14 protein-coding genes are annotated in these 17,163 nt (G+C 65.3%); 3 read left to right on the top strand and 11 right to left on the bottom strand.

Annotated elements, in window-relative coordinates:
• Positions 1 to 70 precede the first annotated feature (70 nt).
• Positions 71 to 541 carry a DUF4262 domain-containing protein gene (locus H7J93_RS19395; RefSeq protein WP_267307933.1) on the top strand — a complete coding sequence of 157 codons (471 nt, stop codon included), beginning with the start codon at positions 71 to 73 and terminating at the stop codon, positions 539 to 541.
• Here the strand turns inward: H7J93_RS19395 and H7J93_RS19390 are convergent.
• The 3 genes from H7J93_RS19390 to H7J93_RS19380 are packed head-to-tail and all read right to left on the bottom strand — an operon-like array spanning position 538 to position 4,465.
• Positions 538 to 1,254, bottom strand: coding sequence for an alpha/beta fold hydrolase (locus tag H7J93_RS19390; RefSeq protein WP_267307932.1), 717 nt, complete (start codon positions 1,252 to 1,254; stop codon positions 538 to 540). The genes H7J93_RS19395 and H7J93_RS19390 overlap by 4 nt on opposite strands.
• 41 nt (positions 1,255 to 1,295) lie before the next feature.
• Entirely contained in the window at positions 1,296 to 3,851 is a 2,556-nt protein-coding gene (locus tag H7J93_RS19385; protein WP_267307931.1) for a DEAD/DEAH box helicase, read from the bottom strand.
• Between the two features lie 53 nt (positions 3,852 to 3,904).
• A complete protein-coding gene (locus H7J93_RS19380; RefSeq protein ID WP_267307930.1) occupies positions 3,905 to 4,465 on the bottom strand; it encodes a TetR/AcrR family transcriptional regulator in 561 nt (186 codons plus the stop codon).
• Positions 4,466 to 4,560: 95 nt separating this feature from the next.
• Here H7J93_RS19380 and H7J93_RS19375 point away from each other — a divergent pair, with 95 nt between their 5' ends.
• Positions 4,561 to 5,544 carry an SDR family NAD(P)-dependent oxidoreductase gene (locus tag H7J93_RS19375; protein WP_267307929.1) on the top strand — a complete coding sequence of 328 codons (984 nt, stop codon included), beginning with the start codon at positions 4,561 to 4,563 and terminating at the stop codon, positions 5,542 to 5,544.
• Positions 5,545 to 5,554: 10 nt separating this feature from the next.
• Here H7J93_RS19375 and H7J93_RS19370 read toward each other — a convergent pair whose 3' ends face one another.
• From H7J93_RS19370 to H7J93_RS19345, 6 genes are all read right to left on the bottom strand, one after another.
• Positions 5,555 to 6,487 (bottom strand): LysR family transcriptional regulator, encoded by a 933-nt coding sequence (locus tag H7J93_RS19370; RefSeq protein ID WP_267307928.1) that lies wholly within the window; start codon positions 6,485 to 6,487, stop codon positions 5,555 to 5,557.
• A gap of 42 nt (positions 6,488 to 6,529) precedes the next feature.
• Complete coding sequence (locus H7J93_RS19365) at positions 6,530 to 8,833, bottom strand: CaiB/BaiF CoA-transferase family protein (protein WP_267307927.1); 2,304 nt, start codon at positions 8,831 to 8,833, stop codon at positions 6,530 to 6,532.
• 5 nt (positions 8,834 to 8,838) lie between these two features.
• Entirely contained in the window at positions 8,839 to 10,032 is a 1,194-nt protein-coding gene (locus tag H7J93_RS19360) for an acyl-CoA dehydrogenase family protein (RefSeq protein ID WP_267307926.1), read from the bottom strand.
• A gap of 1 nt (position 10,033) precedes the next feature.
• Positions 10,034 to 11,119 (bottom strand): acyl-CoA dehydrogenase family protein, encoded by a 1,086-nt coding sequence (locus H7J93_RS19355; protein WP_267307925.1) that lies wholly within the window; start codon positions 11,117 to 11,119, stop codon positions 10,034 to 10,036.
• 559 nt (positions 11,120 to 11,678) lie between these two features.
• Positions 11,679 to 12,845 (bottom strand): EspA/EspE family type VII secretion system effector, encoded by a 1,167-nt coding sequence (locus tag H7J93_RS19350; RefSeq protein WP_267307924.1) that lies wholly within the window; start codon positions 12,843 to 12,845, stop codon positions 11,679 to 11,681.
• Positions 12,842 to 13,567 carry an EspK C-terminal domain-containing protein gene (locus H7J93_RS19345; protein ID WP_267307923.1) on the bottom strand — a complete coding sequence of 242 codons (726 nt, stop codon included), beginning with the start codon at positions 13,565 to 13,567 and terminating at the stop codon, positions 12,842 to 12,844. Before H7J93_RS19345 ends, H7J93_RS19350 begins: the two co-directional genes overlap by 4 nt.
• A 143-nt stretch (positions 13,568 to 13,710) precedes the next feature.
• On the opposite strand from H7J93_RS19345, the gene H7J93_RS19340 reads away from it, so the two are divergent.
• Positions 13,711 to 13,926, top strand: a complete 216-nt coding sequence (locus H7J93_RS19340) for a hypothetical protein (RefSeq protein ID WP_267307922.1) — start codon at positions 13,711 to 13,713, stop codon at positions 13,924 to 13,926.
• Between the two features lie 1,032 nt (positions 13,927 to 14,958).
• On the opposite strand, the gene H7J93_RS19335 is transcribed toward H7J93_RS19340, so the two are convergent.
• Together H7J93_RS19335 and H7J93_RS19330 are read right to left on the bottom strand one after the other, a co-directional pair.
• The gene (locus tag H7J93_RS19335; protein WP_267307921.1) at positions 14,959 to 15,909 is read right to left on the bottom strand and encodes an ESX-1 system-associated protein; all 951 of its coding nucleotides are present in this window, start codon (positions 15,907 to 15,909) and stop codon (positions 14,959 to 14,961) included.
• A 167-nt stretch (positions 15,910 to 16,076) separates the two neighbouring features.
• Positions 16,077 to 16,847 carry a WXG100 family type VII secretion target gene (locus H7J93_RS19330; RefSeq protein ID WP_267307920.1) on the bottom strand — a complete coding sequence of 257 codons (771 nt, stop codon included), beginning with the start codon at positions 16,845 to 16,847 and terminating at the stop codon, positions 16,077 to 16,079.
• Between the last annotated feature and the right edge of the window lie 316 nt (positions 16,848 to 17,163).

Below are 17,163 nucleotides of genomic sequence, written 5' to 3'. Positions count from 1 at the left end.
GCCGCGCCTTGTCGACTTGTCGGTGCCTGGGCGCAAGCTGGTCGCAACTCACTACAGAAAGGGCGCGGCCATGTGCTGGAAGTGCGACAACCCGAACGCCACCGCCGAGGACTACCTGGACGAGCTTCGCCGTACGGTGTGGGAACACGGATGGGCGGTGCAGTTCGTCGAGCACGACAAGAGACCGTTCGCGTACACCGTCGGATTGCATGACCGCGGTCTGCCCGAACTCTTGATCACAGGGCTCAATCCGCAGATTTCCGCTCGAGTTCTGAACTCGATCGCGCACCAGATGGTCGATGACGGCGAGACCCTGGAGCCGGCGATGCACATCGACTATCAGGACAGGTTCCTCATCGAGGTCGTCGAAGTCGAGCACCCCGACGTCCACCTGAAGTTCGCCGTGCGGATCTGCGGACCCGATGTGCGTGCCCTGCAGCTGGTGTGGGCGGATGATCGCGGACGGTTGCCCTGGGATCCCGGCTGGGGTCACGGCAGGCATCGACAACCGGTGCTCGGAGTGCGTGCACCGGTGGGCTAACTCGCCTCCGCGACGCGGAGCAACACGTCGGCGACCGCCGGCGGCCGGGACAGGAACGGCGAATGGCTGCCCGGCAGTTCGACGATGTCGGCGCCGATTTCACGGGCTGCGCGCCTCGACCAGACCGGGTTGACGATCCGATCGTCACTGCACACCACGGAGGTACACCGCACCGCGGGGTGCTGGGTCAGCGAGCACGGCAGTGTCCACGGGTACCCGGACTGGGGGCGAAGGTGGTCGAACGCGTCGGCGGCGGTGGCTTCGTCGCAGTCGGCGTAGAACACCTTGCGCGCGAAGTCGCGGTCGACCCATTGGGTTCGCAACTGCTCGTCGGGCTCACTCAACGCCCCGAGCCAGCCGTCGGAGAAGGTCGTCGCCACCATGTCGGGCTGGGCTTGCCACTGATCGAACAAGCCGACTTCACCTTGTGGGACTGCGGCGCACAAGTACACGAGATGCCGTACCGGGCGGCGGCCAGGAATCAACGCGCCCGTGGCGCCACCCAACGAGTGGGCCACTACCACCACATCGTCGTCACACCCTCGGAGGGTGGCACACACCAGATCCGCATAGCAGTCGAAGTCCGCCGAGCCGTCCTCGCTCGGCAACTCGGGGGTGACCACGTCGTGGCCGGCCTGCTGTAGGAGCGGTGTCACACGCTCCCAGCACCAGGCGCTGTGCCACGCGCCGTGGACCAGCGCGAACGTCGTCATGCGCAGAGCGTAAAGGCCCGCCAAACGGTTCGGGGGCGAATTCAGTCGAGCCGTCCCGCGTCGACGACGCGCAGCACCGCCGCGCCTTCTTCGTCGGAAGCTTCCAGATCCACCTCAGCCACGAAACCCCAATCATGCTCGCCCGCAGGGTCGTCGAGGATCTGCCGAACTCGCCACAGGCCCGGCTGCCGGTCGATGATCAGCAGCGCCGGGCCGCGCGCGTCCGCGCCCGTCAGCACCTGGTCGTGCTCGGCGAAGTACTCGTCGCCGACCTCCTCCCAGCGTTCGGACGTCCATCCCGACGCCGCGTCCAACTCACCGAGGTCGGACCAACGCCGGCGGGCGAACAGTTCGACCCGCCGAAAGAGCGCATTGCGGACCATCGCGGTGAACGCCCGCTCGTTTCCGGTCAGCGGACGCGGGCGGGCAGGTACCGCGACAGGTACATCCAGCGGCTGGTCCGGGCTGGTGAGCTGTTCCCATTCGTCGAGCAGGCTCGAATCGACCTGGCGCACAAGCTCACCCAGCCACTCGACGATGTCGGTGAGCTCCTCTGTGCGCGCCGCGGCGGGCACCCCGGACCGTAGTGCCTTGAATGCGCCGGACAGGTAGCGCAGCAGGGCTCCCTCGGAGCGCGTGAGCCCGTACACGCTGACGTACTCACGAAAGGTGAATGCCCGCTCCCACATCTCACGCACGATGGACTTCGGCGACAACCGCCCGTCCGCGGCCCACGGATTGCTCTGCAGATACACCTCGAAGGTGTGCTCCAGCAGCTCGGCGAGCGGTCGAGGGTAGGTGACCTCGTCGAGCAGTTCGATGCGCTCGTCGTACTCGATACCCTCGGCCTTCATCGCCGCGATGGCCTCGCCGCGCGCCTTGTTCAGCTGCGCCGCCAGGACCTGCCGGGGATCCTCGAGAGTCGCCTCGATAACCGAAACCACATCCAGCGCATACGTTTCCGATGCCGGATCCAGAACATCGACTGCCGCCAGCGCGAACGTCGACAGCGGCTGATTGAGGGCAAAATCGGGTGGCAGATCGAGCGTGAGCCGATAGCGCCGCCCGTCGGGTTCGGGTGTGCCGAGACGCTCGATCACGCCGGCTTGCAGCAGCGAACGCGCGATGCCGACCGCCTCACGGATGTGCTGTAGCTGTCGTTTGCGCGGCTCGTGGTTCTCGGTGAGGAGACGGCGCATCGCGGCGAACGGATCGCCTGGGCGGTCGACGACGTCGAGGATCATCGCCGTCGACACCCGCATATTGCTGGTCAGCGGCTCCGGTGGCGCATCGATCAGGCGTTTCTGGGTCGACTCGCTCCACGGCACCATGCCTTCGGGAGCTTTGCGGCGCAACAGCTTTCGACGCTTCTTCGGATCGTCGGCGACCTTGGCGAACTGCTTGAGGTTCTCCACCTCGTGGTCGGGTGCCTGCACGACGACGGTGCCCGCGGTGTCGTAGCCTGCTCGTCCGGCCCGCCCGGCGATCTGATGGAACTCGCGGGCGGTCAGCAGGCGCGTGCGGGTGCCGTCGTACTTCGAGAGGGCGGAGAAGACGACGGTCCGGATCGGCACGTTGATGCCTACGCCGAGAGTGTCGGTGCCGCAGATGACTTTGAGCAGACCGGCCTGGGCCAGTTGTTCCACCAGCCGCCGATATTTGGGCAGCATGCCCGCGTGATGAACGCCTATGCCATGGCGCACCAGCCGCGACAGCGTCGACCCGAACGCCGACGTAAACCGGAATCCGCCTATCAGCTCGGCGATCGCCTTCTTCTCCTCCTTGGTGCACACGTTGACGCTCATCAGTGCCTGCGCGCGTTCCTGTGCCGAGGCCTGGGTGAAGTGGACGACGTAGATCGGCGCCTGCTTCGTCTCCAATAGATCGGTGATCGTCTCGTGCATCGGTGTCGTCGCGTAGTAGTGATGCAGAGGAACCGGGCGTTCGGCGTTGGCGACCAGCGCCGTCGGCCTGCCGGTACGGCGCGTCAGATCTTCGCGTAGAAACGTGACGTCGCCGAGTGTGGCTGACATCAAAAGGAATTGGGCCTTGGGCAACTCCAGCAGCGGCACCTGCCAGGCCCAGCCGCGGTCCGGATCACCGTAGAAGTGGAACTCGTCCATGACCACCAGGCCGATGTCCGCGTCGGCGCCCTCACGCAGCGCGATGTTGGCGAGGACCTCTGCCGTGCACGTGATGATCGGAGCGCCCGCGTTCACCGCCGCGTCTCCGGTGAGCATGCCGACGTTCGTCGCACCGAAGACATCGCACAGCGCGAAGAACTTCTCGCTCACCAGGGCCTTGATCGGGGCGGTGTAGTAGCTGCGTCGGCTCCCAGCCAGTGCGGCGTACAGCGCGCCGGTGGCCACCAGCGACTTGCCCGAGCCGGTCGGCGTGGCCAGCACCACGTTCGCGCCGCTGACCAGCTCGATCAACGCCTCCTCCTGCGCGGGGTAGAGCGTGGTGCCCTGGGACTCGGCCCATGCGGCGAAAGAGGCGAACAACTCGTCGGCGTCGCCGCCCTTGGCGCGCAGCGCGGACAGGTCGCTGGGATCGCGGAGCAGTGCCGCGGCGGAGTCGGGGGGCGGACGGGTCATCGTTGACACCAGCCTGCCTTATGTCCTTACGGCCGCTGTGCTGCCCTGGCGCGTCAGTTCGGCCGCAGCCCATCGACGAGTAGATCGACCATGCGGGCGGCACGGTCGGCGTCAGGCGACGCGCAGAGATGGGCGATGGCGTGGAGCAGATCTGCCGGATCGGCGTCCGCGCGTATTTCACCCGCAGCCACCGCGGCTTGGACCAACGTCTGTAGCGCCGGCGTCAAGCGTTGCTCGAAGTAGGTCGGCAGCGCGTCGAAGGCCGGATCGCCGGAGTGCAGGGCCGCAGCGAGCCCCCGCTTGGTACCGAGCAACTCGGTGTAGCGGTGAATCCACTTGGTGAGCGCCTCGCCAGGAGTGTTGGTCTCGGCCAGGGCAGGTGCTGCTGCGGCGCATTCGTCGATCTCGCGCTCGAAAACGGCGACCACCAGGTCAGCTCGGCGCGGGAAGTGCCGGTACAACGTTCCGACGCCGACACCCGCCCTCGCGGCGATCTCGCGGACCGGGGCGTCGACGCCGGACTCGGCGAACACTGCCTTGGCCGCCTCGACCACCGCGCCGAGGTTGCGTTGCGCATCCGCCCGTACGCGGCGTACTTGCGCTTTTTCCACCATAACCGTCCCAATTTGGCCTAAGCGGAACAATGCTCCACTTCACCTAGTTATACGGAGCATCGTTCCACTTAACCGATAGTACTGGGAGGACAGCCATGACCGATCTGCAACGCCCACTGGGTTCCGGGTTCACCGCGGCGTCGACCGCCGACGATGTCCTGCGTGGCCTCGACCTGTCCGGCAAGAACATCATCGTCACCGCCGGTCATGTCGGACTCGGCCTCGAGACCACCCGCGCACTGAGCAAGGCAGGCGCGGCGGTCACCGTCGCCGCCCGCAACCCGGACCGTGCGGCCGCCGCCGTGGATGGACTGACACACGTCGACGTCGATCAACTGGACCTGCTGGATCCGGAATCGATCGACGCCTTCGCCGGTCGGTATCTCGCGTCGGGGCGGCCGTTGCATGTGCTGCTCAACAACGCCGGGATCATGGGCGGCGACCTCGTGCGCGATGCCCGCGGATACGAAGCGCAGTTCGCGACCAATCATCTCGGCCACTTCCAACTGACGCTGCGTCTCCTGCCCGCGCTGCAAGCGGCCAACGGGGCGCGAGTCGTCAACGTCTCGTCGGGCGGCCACATGCTCACCGACATCCGTTGGGACGACCCGCACTTCACCACGGGATACGACGGCATGCTCGGTTACGGTCAGTCCAAGACGGCCAATATTCTGTTCGCCGTCGAGCTGGATCGACGCTGGCGCGGTGACGGTATCCGCGGCTACGCCCTGCACCCGGGTGTCGCTTACGGGACACAACTCGGTCCGTCGATCACCGAGGACGAACTGCGCGCAATGGGAGTCATAGACAACGACGGGAATGCGATCATCGACCCCGACCGCGAATTCAAAACCATTCAGCAGGCGGCCAGCACCTCGGTGTTCGCCGCGACCAGTCCCCTGCTCGACGACATCGGCGGGGTCTATCTGAAAGACAACGATGTTGCTCCGCTTGACCATTCGTCGCAGCCCTTCGACTGGGGTGTCGAGCCGATCGAAATGAAGGGCGTCGCACCGCATGCGGTGAACCCCGAGTCGGCGCGACGGCTGTGGGAACTCAGTGAACGTCTGATCGCCTGAGCATGGTCGGTCACGCGCTGCGGCGGACCGGCCCCAGTGCGTCGGCAATCCGGTCCACCGTGGATTCGATCTCAGCGGCCCTGTCTCGAAGCCGTTCGGGTACCCAGGCCAGCCCGAGTTCAATTGGTGCCCAGGTGCTTTCGTCGACCGGGATCAACTTGAACTCCGGCGGCGAGAACATCTTTCCGATGAACGAATCGGGCGCGTAGCTGACCACCGCGACGAGGTGGCGATTGAACACCTGGGTCGCCATCTCGACCTCGCCGCCACGCTGGTTCGTCGTACGGACAATGCGGTGGACGCCCCTGCGGTTCAGTTGACGCGTCAATCCGGCCAGTACCACCGGGTTGGGACGGGCGACGTCGATGACCACTTCCCGATCGCAGAGCTCCTCGATCGCCACCAGATCCCTGGCGGCCAACGGGTCGTCGAAGCGAACGGCGATCGCGCCCTGATATTGGGCGACGACCTTGTACCGCAAGCGTTTGTCGCTGGCGGGCAGGTGGATCAAACCCAACTCGGCTTGGCCGGCGATCAACTTGGCGGTGACCTCTGCCGCGGACCCCGGCACGCTGAACTCGGTCGGAGCCGGCAGGTTCGCGAGCACCCCCTCCAGCGCGGCGATCAGATCCGACGGGGCATACGCGGTGGCGCTCACCCGGATCGGCAGCTGGCCCTTGACGGTCTGCGCGGCCGTGGCCTTGAAGTCCTCGACCTGCCGCAGAATCTCGCGGGCCGGACCAAGTAGGCGTTGCCCGAGGGGTGTCAGCCGCACATCGTGGTAGCCGCGCTCGAACAGCGGCCCACCGAGTTCCTTTTCCAGCAGCTTGATCTGCTTGCTCAGCGGCGGCGGCGTGATCATCAACTTGTCGGCACCCCGCTTGAAGTGCAGCTCGTCTGCGACAGCCACGAAGTACCGGAGCCTGGTGAAGTCGATGTCCATCCCTGCCGCACTCGAAGGTGGTAGTGCTAACCACCTCGAATGCTACGAGACGGTCGGGGTCTCCAACACGCCGCGCTCGTGCAGCTCCTCGATCTGCGCAGCGTCGAGGCCGAGCAACTCGGTGGCGATCTCAGCGGTCTGCTCACCCAACAGCGGCGCCTGGCCCAGCGGCGGATCCGCCACATGGTCGCAGTGGATCTGGACGTTCTCCATCATGAACGGGACGTCGCCGTGCGGATGCAGCTCTTCGCGGAACGCGCGTCGCTGCTCGTAATAACCCCAGCTGGGCAGCTCGTTGGCATGCATCACGGCGCCCGCGGGCACACCCGCATCCTGCAGGATCTCCATCGCCTCGATCTTCGAGTGTCGCGTCGTCCAGGCGCGCACGGCGTCCAGATCGACTGCGCCGACCACCGTGCGTAACGCTTCGCGGTCGGCCTCGTCTCTCACGGTGATCGCGATCCAGCTGTCCTCACCTGCAGTCGGGAACAGTCTCCAGACGGCGTCGCCAGTCGGTGCGTCGTCCCCGGTGTGTCCGCCTCCTTGCAGCGCGTCGGCGGCGATATCGGCCGCGAGGTGGCTGAGCATGACCTCTGCCTGGGAGATGCTCGCCGACCCGCCTGCACCGGTGCGCTCTCTGCGCAACAGCAGCGCGATTGCCGACAGCGCACCGATCCTGGCGGCGACGTGGTCGGGGTAGACGGTGACGGTGTCGCAGAACGTTTCCGGGTCGTCCGGGTACGTCCACAAGTTGGTGAATCCGACGGCAGCGCGAACCAGCGGACCGTATCCGAGGCGCTTGGCCCACGGGCCGTTCGGGCCGAACGCGGAACTGTCGACGACGACGATGCCGGGGTTGATCTCCTTCAGCGTCGCGTAGTCCATGCCGAGCGCCTCGGCCACGCCCGGCTTGTAATTCGTCAGCACGACATCGGAAAGCTTCACCAGCCGGTGCGCGTACTCCCGGCCCTCCGCGGTGCGCATATCGATGCCGATCGACCGCTTGTTGCGGTGGCCGGCGGCGAACGGCTGAGTCATGGACGTCGGCTTGCCGATCCGCAAGCCGTCGGGATGTGCGGAGTGTTCGATCTTGACGACGTCGGCACCCAGATCTCCGAACAGCCTGCCGGTGTCGGCGCCAACGACGATGACACCCAGATCCAGCACGCGGATACCCTCCAGCGGCAGTCCTTCTCCGGGTCGTTCGCGTGCCTTCAACAGCGGCGCGCCGGCGGGCCGGTCAGCTTCCGCCGGGTCCGGTGCGTTGAGCGCGCTGGCGCGATGACCGTCGATCTCGCTGACGCCCACGGGCATCGGGGCCACCACACCGGACGCCAGCTCGACATCGCGGAAAAAGCCACGCGCAGTGAAGTGTTCGGCGTTCAACGCCTCGGACAGCGTCAACACCGCAGCCGTGGGCACGCCGTGCGCCTGCCCTTGTGCTTCCAACTCCGCGCGGGTCTTGTCCGCGCAGAAGTGCTGGATCGCAGCCAGCAATTCCGGTGACCTGAAACGCTTTCCGAGCTTGTCGTAGGACGGGTCGGCGAACTCCTCGGGACTACCCATCCAGGCGAACATGCCCTGCCACTGCCGCTTGGCCAGGATGCACATGCGGACGTGGCCGTCCTTGCACGCGATGATGGGGTAGCGCTGTTGTTCGGCGTTGAAGTCACGCTGCTGCGCGCTGACCGCGACCCCTGCCGACGCGCTTCCGGCCGAGCCGAACGGCGGGTCGAGGGTCTGCATTGCGCCGTCGAGCACCGAGAAGTCGATCAGATCGCCCTCGCCAGTACGCAACCGGTCCAGATAGACGGCCGTGGTCATCACAGCGGCCTGCGCGGCAGCGACGTGATAAGGCAACTCGGCTGGCGGTATCAGCGGCTCCCGGCCCGGGATGCCGGACCTGGACAGCTCGCTCGAGAGTGCGTGAAAGACGGGCGTCGTCCCCTGCCAACTGCGGTAGTCGTTGTCGCGGCCGAAGTCGCTGATCGACAGGATCACCAGCGCCGGATACCGCTCGCGGAGGCGACGCACCGACAATTCCGTTTCCGCGGCCGATCCCGGTCGGGTGTTCTCGATCAGGATGTCGGCACCGGCGAGCAGACCCTCGAACGCCGCCGGGTCGTCGACGTGGAGTACCGCGATGCCGTGGCGGTTGATGGCCGTCTGGATGGGCACATCGTCGATGTGCGGGCCCACGACGTCGTCGTGGGTGATGCCGGGCACCCGGAGCACCGTGACGTGGGCGCCGAGATCGGCGAAGAGGCGTCCGACGGCGGTCATCGGCCCCGAGGTCAGGTCCAGGATTCGGGTGCCACGCAGTGGTGGATCGTAGGTATCAGTCATGTAGGTCAGCTCCGGCGGGCCTGCCGGAACGGGATGTCGCGGTCGGCCTCGGGTTCCTTGGGCAGTCCCAGTACGCGCTCGCCGATGATGTTGCGCTGGATCTGGTCGGTGCCGCCGCCGATCGAGGTGAAGAACGCGTTCAGCGTCAGGAAGTTGACGTCGTCGGCCACCGGATTGTCGGGCCCGGCCAGCAGCGCCTCGGCGCCGATGATCTGAGTCTTCATCGCCGCCTCGGTGTGCAGGATCTTCGACATCGCGAGCTTGCCGAGCGACATGATCGAGCTCGACGTGCCCACTGACGTACTGGCTTTGGCGCGAGCGTTGTTGAGTTTGTTGAGCTCCCGCATGGCAAGCACCTTGGCCAGGGGATAACGCACGGCGGGGTCGTCGAGCTTGCCGTGTTCGCGGGCCAGCTCGATCAGGCTGTCGGCCTTGCGGTTTCGCGAGCCGCGACCGCTGTCACCCATGATGGAGCGCTCGTAGGCCAGAGCGGTCTGCAGCGCCCGCCAACCGTTGCCCTCGCCGCCGAGGAGGTATTCGTCAGACACTGTGGCGTCGTTGATGAACACCTCGTTGAAGTGGGACTCACTGGTGATCTGCACCAGCGGCCGCACCTCGATGCCCGGCTGCTTCATCGGCATGATGAACAGGCTCAGGCCCTTGTGCTTTGGCACATCCCAGTCGGTGCGGGCGAGCAGCAGCGCGTAGTCGGCGGTCTGCGCGCCCGACGTCCACACCTTCTGCCCGTTGACCACCCACTGATCGCCTTCTCGCACAGCGGTCGTGCGCACGCTGGCGAGGTCGGAGCCGGCGCCCGGCTCGCTGTAGAGCAGGCAGGTGCGGGCCTTCTCAACAAGGAAGCTGCGCAGCAGATCGTCCTTGAGCTTGCCGCTGCCGAGCGCAAGGACGGTGTTGGCGGGGATGTTGTACTTGTCCTGGCGTGAGCCCGGCGCCTTGATGGCGGCGAACTCCTGCCCGATGACGTTGGCCAACTTGTTGGGATATCCGCGGCCGAACCACTCGGTGGGATAGGTGGGCACCGCATAACCGGCCTCGAGCACCTTCTCCAGCCAGGCGATCCGTTCGGGAGACGAGGCCCAGGGGTCGTCTGATTTGGGCAGGGGAGTCCAGTTGTCGCGCAGCCAGTCTCGGACCTCGGCGCGGAGTTCGTCGGGGGTCGGCAGGGCTGGGGTGGTCATGTCAGGCACCTTTCGAGGTGAGGTAGCGCTCGCGATGCAGCCGCGGGCCGCCGAACAAGTGCAGTCCGGTGCGCGCCCGGCGCAGGAAGAGGTGGGCGGGATGCTCCCACGTGAAGCCGATACCACCGTGCATCTGGATGGCGTTCATGGTGATGGTCTCGTACGCCTCGGCACACGCAAACCCAGCCAATGCCGTTGCTCCGTCAGATGTTTCGGTGTCCGACGCCTTCTCGGCGGCCGCGTGCTGGGCGGCCGAGGTGGCGTTCTCGACCTCGAGAAGTAGATCGGCGGCCATGTGCTTGAGTGCCTGGAAGCTGCCGATCTGCCTGCCGAATTGGACGCGGGTCTTGAGGTACTCGACGGTCATGTCGAAGATCTTGCGGGCGCCGCCGACCTGCTCACCTGCCGACGCGATGACCGCGTAGTCGAGCGCCGTCTGGACGGCGTCCCAGCCCGCGGTGCCGAGCCGACGCGCAGGGGTGTTCGCGAACGTGAAGGTGGACAGACGCACCGTCGGATCGAAAACGGTTGCGGCCGTGCGTTCGAAACCACCGGTGACTTCGTAGACACCGATGCCGTCTGCGGTGCGCGCCACCACGAGCACCACGTTCGCCACCTGGCCCCAGGTGACGTAGTGGGCGCTACCGGTGAGCGTGCCGTCGGCGTCGGCCTGCACGTCGACGCCGTCGGCGGTCCATGTACCGGACTTGCCTGTGATCGCAACAGTGCCGATCGAGGTGCCGTCGGCCAGACCGGGCAGCAGCCGATGCTTGTCGTCGTCCGAGCCGGCGGCCTGGATGAGTGCGACGGTCAGCACCGCGCTGGAGATGAAGGGTGCGGGCAGCAGGGCGGCACCGGTTTCCTCGGCCACGGCTTCGAGCTCCAGGGCGCCGAATCCGAGACCACCATGGTCGTCATCGACGAGCATGCCGAGAACGCCCTGCTCGGCGAGGCGGCTCCACAGGTCGCGATCGAAGCCGTCGTCACTGCTCATCACGCGGCGCACGTCGTCTTCGGTGCACTTATCGGCCAGCAGCTCACCCACGGCTGTGCGCAGTTCTGCGCGCTCGGCCACACTGATCGTCATTCCCAAACCGCCTCTCCTAGCGGCATCCATGCTTGGGCCTGCATGGCCCGGTGTCCATCACGAATTTCGACACCGGTGGGTTTCCGATTGCGACATGAGCTCAGGTCAGGTCACATTTGAGACTCCCGCGAGGCCGGTCGCAGCCGGAGGCGGCGACCCAGGTCGAGCTCTCATCGGGTTGGCCCTGGTGACCGGCGGCGACGTCGGCCGACAGTAAGTCCTTGGCCCAGCCGTAGATGTCGCGTGAGACAACAATCGTCGGGATCTGGCCATACCGGGCGACGGTAAAGTTGATGCGGTGACCGATCTGGTTCTGGGCGCGACGTGTTACTGCTGATTCTCAAAATCGCACTCCTGACGTTCATCGTGTGCGGGGCGGTTGCGATTGTGACTGTGTACGCGATTCGCAGACCGAAGATTCACTACCGCGATCTGATCGATGTAGACCCGCTACTGCCGGATACCCGCGGGGTGCCGCCGACTCCGCTTCCGGCGTGGGCGCATTGGGACGAACTGAACTCAGAAGATCCTGACGAGGCGCCGTCTGCCCGGCGCTAGGTCACCGCGGTCTTGTCATGATCGGTGGCGATGGGGGGAGACCACTCTGGCCACCCATCGGAACGCCGCCCTGATACGTGAACTGACCTCCGCAGCCATCGGGTAGGTAGTAGGTGACGGCCGCATTCTTGGCCGACAACGACGCAATCTCGTTCAGGCCGATGGGTTTCCACTCGAAATCCAGGAACGGCGTTGATAGGGCGGCGAGATCACTCTCGCGTCGGTGGTGCACGTCGCCGCCGAACGTGATCTGGGTATGCCGCTGGTATTCGTAAACGTTCTGAATCCAGCGCTGCTGCTGCCAGCGCCCATTCTCGTGAACCATCCGTGTGTAGGTCGTTGCTTCCCGTCCGGCCAGCCGAAACCGGTATTGCTCCTCTAGCCGCACCAACGGTGGGTCGGCGGCCCAGTTTCTGCCCGGCGTGTACCAACCCGTCGTGCCGCCAACTTTCAACGGTGTTCCTTCGGGAAACGGGTGATACTGCTGCGTCGGCGGGGGCGGGGTCGTTCCGGTGTAGGGCAGGGGGATCACGTTCTCCCAGTGACCGAACCGTTGGTCGCCGATGAAGGGATTCGCGGGATCGATCGGCTGGCCCGGCATGAGGGGTGGGGGATCGTCGGGAGTGTCGGTCTTGAAGTCGACAGCCCTGATCGCGGATTGATCCTCGAGTGTCTCTTGGATATCCAAGGCCGTGTATTCGTCGCCAAGGCCGCGGATTCTCCCGGCGATATCGCGGGATTCGGCGATCGAGCGCTGGACGATTTCGCGAAGCTGTTCGAGCCCCCTCTGAGCGATCGCAAGCTTCAGGCGCTCACCGGCTTGACCCTGAGGAGTGGTGGCGACAGCGTCGATCACTTGCTTGCGGACGGTGTCAAGATTGCGTCGCCCGATATCGGTGACGTCGGCGGACCGATCGACTTCTGAGCGGAGTCGATGGTCGACCGCAGCGAACTGGCCAATTATGCGGTGGTGCTTAGTATTTGCCACGTCGTACTCAGTGGCGGCTGAGCCGGACCAGTGTTCGCCTGGCGTTGCCGATGCGAGGACGGTCTCGGCGCTGTTTAGAAGGTCACTGCCGTCGTACTGTGCACCGCCCGCCGGTGCGCCGGTACCGAAAGTCCGGCGCGTGTGCGACCAGGTGGACAAGAACGCGTTGAGAATGCTCATACGGTGGCCTCGGTGTTCATAGCGTCGGACATCAGCACACTCAGGTGCTGCCAGTAGATCCAATCGGCAATGGCGGCACGCTGATCGGCGGGATCGACGGCGATGTGAGCGCGGTGTAAGGCGAGTTCCTGCGCGTGGTCGGCATAGCTCACGAACGCGGCGAGTTGCACGGCGGCGCGTTCGGGAACGTTGCTCAAGAGAGGACGAAACACCTCGAACCACAGCTGAGATCGCCGATCTTCGGGCGCGTTGGCATCGGTTGAGGGTGGAGGTAGGAGGTCGGCCAAGCCGGTGTCGCTCACAGCCGCCAGCTTCATCGCGGCCTCCGGGGCGATCACCTGCAGTCGACGCCGCCCATCGATGGTCCCGTTCTCGGGGATGTCATCCGGTCGTAGGAGGATCTTGGGGGCGCCGGGGTCGAAGCCCTTGAACTGGTCCTCGGTAGCGATGACCGCGCGCAGGTCGGTGTTGTGGTGTTGGGCCCAACCATGAAGGGCGAGAATCGGATACGTGGTCCATGTGGCACGGACGGCGGCGGGGATGGCTTCGTCGGCGGTGGCCATCTTGACGTGGTCGGGCAGGTTCACACCTTCGGGTATGTAGGCGAGCCCGTAGTTGTTGGCGACGACGATCGTGCCGTCCTTCGCCAGGCCGGTGATCCAGAAGAATCCCACGTCGGTGATACCGACATTGAGGGCGGCAGCGATGCGCTGGGCCAACATCGCGGGATCGCTGCCGGAGGCTCGACGCCGCAGAGCGCCTGCTGTCGCTGCTGCGGCCGTGGCTTCACGATGAGCACGGGCAGCCGAAACCGGTACTGGTGCAGGGGCTCCGACGGAGCTGGAACCGGCGGCCGCTGCTGGTGGTGTCGAGGCGACAGGTCCGGCTGGCGCGACGGGCGCTGCGGGCGGGGGTGTCGAAGGCGGACCCAGGGGCATCGATGGGCCTGGCACGGGTGCCGAGGTGCTGGGTGGCGGTGCGACTGGCGCTGCGGCGCCGGCAGGTGGACCCGCAGCGGTGGGAGTTTGGGCTGGGGCTGATGGCACGTCGAGTACCGACGGAGGAGTCGGTGCCGGTGTAACAGGAGCGGGACCCAGCGATGCTGCCGGTTGTGTTGGCAGGATGGGTGTTTGGACGGCCCTTGCCGTTGCCTCGGCCATCGCTCTGTGGAACTCGGTCAGCTGCTGTTGTGGTGTGGCGGGTGACGCATTGGCGGTGCTCGGCACGCTGGGTGCGGATGTCGAGGGCGTCGACGGAGTCGATAGCGGGCTCGAAGGCACGCCGACGCTCGGAGCCGACGGCCCACTGGGAGTCCGAGGCGCGCTGGGCATTCCGGATACTCGGGGGGCACCGGGGGCTGCCGGCCCTGGGGCAGGCGGTGGTGCGACAGGAGGAGGAGCAGCGCTTGGTGGAGGGGGCACCTGTCTACCTTCGCCTTCGGCGCCCAACGTGCTATCTGTCGCATCGATAAGTTGTTCGTCAGCAGGTGATGGCGGTGCTGATTGTCGGTCCAGTGCGGCTGCCCCTGGAGAATTCTGCGGGAGCACTGGTTCGAGAGGCGCGTGATTCGAGACTAGTTGGATTGCCGGATCACCCTCGGATGTCTGCGGTGCATCATGTGCGACTTCACCTGTTAGCGCGAACCGTTCGTGGCCGATCACACCGATATTGTCAGCGCGTGTGCTTCTTACAACGGCCTGAATATCCGTCAACTTTGAATCTGGTGCAGTCTCAGAGTTGTTCCGGATATCGCTGATGCTCTGATTGGCTTCAATGGTGTTGTCGGTGATCGCGTTCTTGGCACGTACTATTGCGTCCCTGCAGTCCTTGAACAGTTGTGCTGACGCCGCAAGACTGTTCACTAGCGAATCAAGGTCTGAAATTTGTTGATCAAGTTTGCGTGCAGCGGCGGTAGAGCCTGCACCAGACCAAGTTCCAACAGCACCGAATAATTCTGCGCGCTCGCCCTTCGCCGATTCCCTTTGGTCTGCAACCAAGTTAGCTGCAGCATCGAATACGTCGGCGCGGGCTTCGAGCATGTCTTCGTCGACATCTGGCCACGCTGGGGGATCCGTCATCCCATAGGGGTCATATGGCCGGCCAAGACCCATCCCTAACCCCCGACTGCCTTACACGCTTCCCAAATAGCGGATGTAGTGGACGACGACACACCGGACAGGTATGAATCAGCTGCGGTGTAACTCGGCAGAGCCTGCGCATAGGCGCGACGGTATTGAGCGGCGAAGAGGGCGAACTCCCGAAACACGACGTTCGCACTGGACTGGCCCAACTCCTCTATGTCGTCAGCGAGCGTTTTCATGATCGGTATCGCGGCGTCCGCGACAGCTCTCTGGCTAGCGTTCCATTTGCTTGCGGGAAGTGCTGGATCGAGTTCTTGCCAGTCGGTCGTATCCAATGCGAATTTGTCTAGTAGCCGTGTCCAGTCTGCGCATACGGGGTCGATGGACCTCATGAATCTGATTGGGCTGTTTGGGTCTTGAAGCGGGGGCACGTTCGACGGTTGTCCAGTCGGTGGGATTAGCGGCCCCCGGGATGCTGCAGATCCGTACTTGATAGCTGAACAGACGTGCGCGATTGCACTACCTATCGAAGTGAAAACCCGGGCCATGTGGTCGTCGGCAGGCGTATAAGTTGCAATCGAGTCGCTATACGCCCTGGCGTAAGCGATGTATTGCTCGTACAACTCACGCATCACGCGGTGCGGCGTCAACTTGGCAACATCGACGGTTTGATCGGCTGCGTTTCGAGCTGCTCGACCAACTTGCTCAAACTGCGCCCGTTGCTCAGGCGTCCAATCGGATGCTGCCACATCAGGATCTCGATCACCCCAGCTGGCGCCATCCTGTACATCCACGAACGTCTGGGCGATCGGTGACCACGCCGCGCAGCTCGGGTCTTCGGTGATTATGTTGGCCGGCCCCTTGTCGTCGGCACTAGCCAGACCGAAGGTCTCACCATTCGGTGTCGAACCTTCGCTGCGATCCTTGGTCACCGAGATCGTCACTGCTGCAGTCACTCCGATGACGACCAGCAGCGCCAGCACGCCCAGTCCCCACTTCCAACCGTTACCGCGCTTCTTCGGCAGCGCCGCAGCACCCCATGGCTGCTGCGGCGGCCACGGCTGCTGAGGACCCGGATAGCCTTGCGGCGGAATGTTATTCCCCGGCGGGGGACCGCCAGGCGGGGGTGTACCGCCGGGCGGCTGAAAGCTCACAGTGCGCCCCTGGTCGTCTCAGCCGGACGCGTCGGCGCGGGTGCGGCAGGGGCCTCGGGTTCGGAATCTTCCGGCGCAGGTTCGGGTACGCGCTCGCCACTGACGCCGCCAGGCGCCGCTTCACCGGAGGTGGGCTCCGACGTCTCCTCGGACGGCTCGTCGACAACACCTTCCGCAAGTTCGGCGTCTTCGTCGTCCAGGGGCTCTTCTGCTGACAACTCCGACATCTGACTTGCCTGCTGCACGGCGCTTTGCACGCCTTGCATCATCGCTTGGGGAATCGCCGCCGCCATACTCGCCAACTGCATCGGGATCTGCGCGGCCTGCTGAGCCAACTGCATCGGCATTTGCATCAGCTGACCCATCTGGTCGGCCTGCCCCGCTCCGGCCGCGGGCGCCCCGGCCCGTTGAGCGCCGCCCGCAGACAAGGGCGCACCCGGCGCACCGCCGCTGGCACTTGTCACCTCGTCGAGCAGACCCAGCCGCCTGAGAATGTCCTCTGCGATCTGGCGATCGGTCGCGTCGTAGCGGTCCGCGGCTGCCATCACATTCTGGGCGTAGCGGGTCAACTCTTCTTTGGTGATCGGCATCTGCGCGATCACCGGGTCGACCACCTCGGCCACCTTGCCCGCAATCGCCGTCGACAGCGCATCGGTGCCCGCCGGACTGAACGTCGCGGGGGGCTCGGGGAGCAATCCGGCGATCGTCTGCAACTTGCTGCCGGACTGACGGACCAACGCGGTATCGACCCGCAAATCCTCAGTCACAATCGCTCCGCTCGGCATTCAGCTCCCCACTGAATGCTCGCCGAGCCCCCTCAGGCGTCACGCGGAAAATGCTACCGGACCTGTCGTGTCACCAAATGCACTAAATCCACCGACCCGACGTCGACAAATGCGCCGTCAGACACCGCGTTTACCAGGCACGTGACCGTCAAACACGGCCCACCGACAGACCGTCCGTCGAAGCTTCGCCATGCCGGCCAGAGCAGCATCGGCGGCCGCCGAGCAAACCGACGGTCACCGCCGCATCGGAGGTTGTGTCGCACGAATCGCGACCCCGAGGATGCCTCAACCTCCCACT

Origin of the sequence: Mycobacterium barrassiae (genome assembly GCF_025822765.1) — a bacterium.
Lineage (GTDB): Bacteria > Actinomycetota > Actinomycetes > Mycobacteriales > Mycobacteriaceae > Mycobacterium > Mycobacterium barrassiae.
The sequence above is the reverse complement of the archived record's forward strand: the minus strand, read 5'-3'. Positions and strand labels throughout refer to the sequence as shown.

What these genes read in the sequence shown, in the direction of transcription:
- H7J93_RS19395 (WP_267307933.1), top strand. Translation starts at nt 71, where the DNA reads ATGTGCTGGAAGTGCGACAACCCGAACGCCACCGCCGAGGACTACCTG.
- H7J93_RS19390 (WP_267307932.1), bottom strand. Translation starts at nt 1,254, where the DNA reads ATGACGACGTTCGCGCTGGTCCACGGCGCGTGGCACAGCGCCTGGTGC.
- H7J93_RS19385 (WP_267307931.1), bottom strand. Translation starts at nt 3,851, where the DNA reads ATGACCCGTCCGCCCCCCGACTCCGCCGCGGCACTGCTCCGCGATCCC.
- H7J93_RS19380 (WP_267307930.1), bottom strand. Translation starts at nt 4,465, where the DNA reads ATGGTGGAAAAAGCGCAAGTACGCCGCGTACGGGCGGATGCGCAACGC.
- H7J93_RS19375 (WP_267307929.1), top strand. Translation starts at nt 4,561, where the DNA reads ATGACCGATCTGCAACGCCCACTGGGTTCCGGGTTCACCGCGGCGTCG.
- H7J93_RS19370 (WP_267307928.1), bottom strand. Translation starts at nt 6,487, where the DNA reads ATGGACATCGACTTCACCAGGCTCCGGTACTTCGTGGCTGTCGCAGAC.
- H7J93_RS19365 (WP_267307927.1), bottom strand. Translation starts at nt 8,833, where the DNA reads ATGACTGATACCTACGATCCACCACTGCGTGGCACCCGAATCCTGGAC.
- H7J93_RS19360 (WP_267307926.1), bottom strand. Translation starts at nt 10,032, where the DNA reads ATGACCACCCCAGCCCTGCCGACCCCCGACGAACTCCGCGCCGAGGTC.
- H7J93_RS19355 (WP_267307925.1), bottom strand. Translation starts at nt 11,119, where the DNA reads ATGACGATCAGTGTGGCCGAGCGCGCAGAACTGCGCACAGCCGTGGGT.
- H7J93_RS19350 (WP_267307924.1), bottom strand. Translation starts at nt 12,845, where the DNA reads ATGAGCATTCTCAACGCGTTCTTGTCCACCTGGTCGCACACGCGCCGG.
- H7J93_RS19345 (WP_267307923.1), bottom strand. Translation starts at nt 13,567, where the DNA reads ATGTTGGCCCAGCGCATCGCTGCCGCCCTCAATGTCGGTATCACCGAC.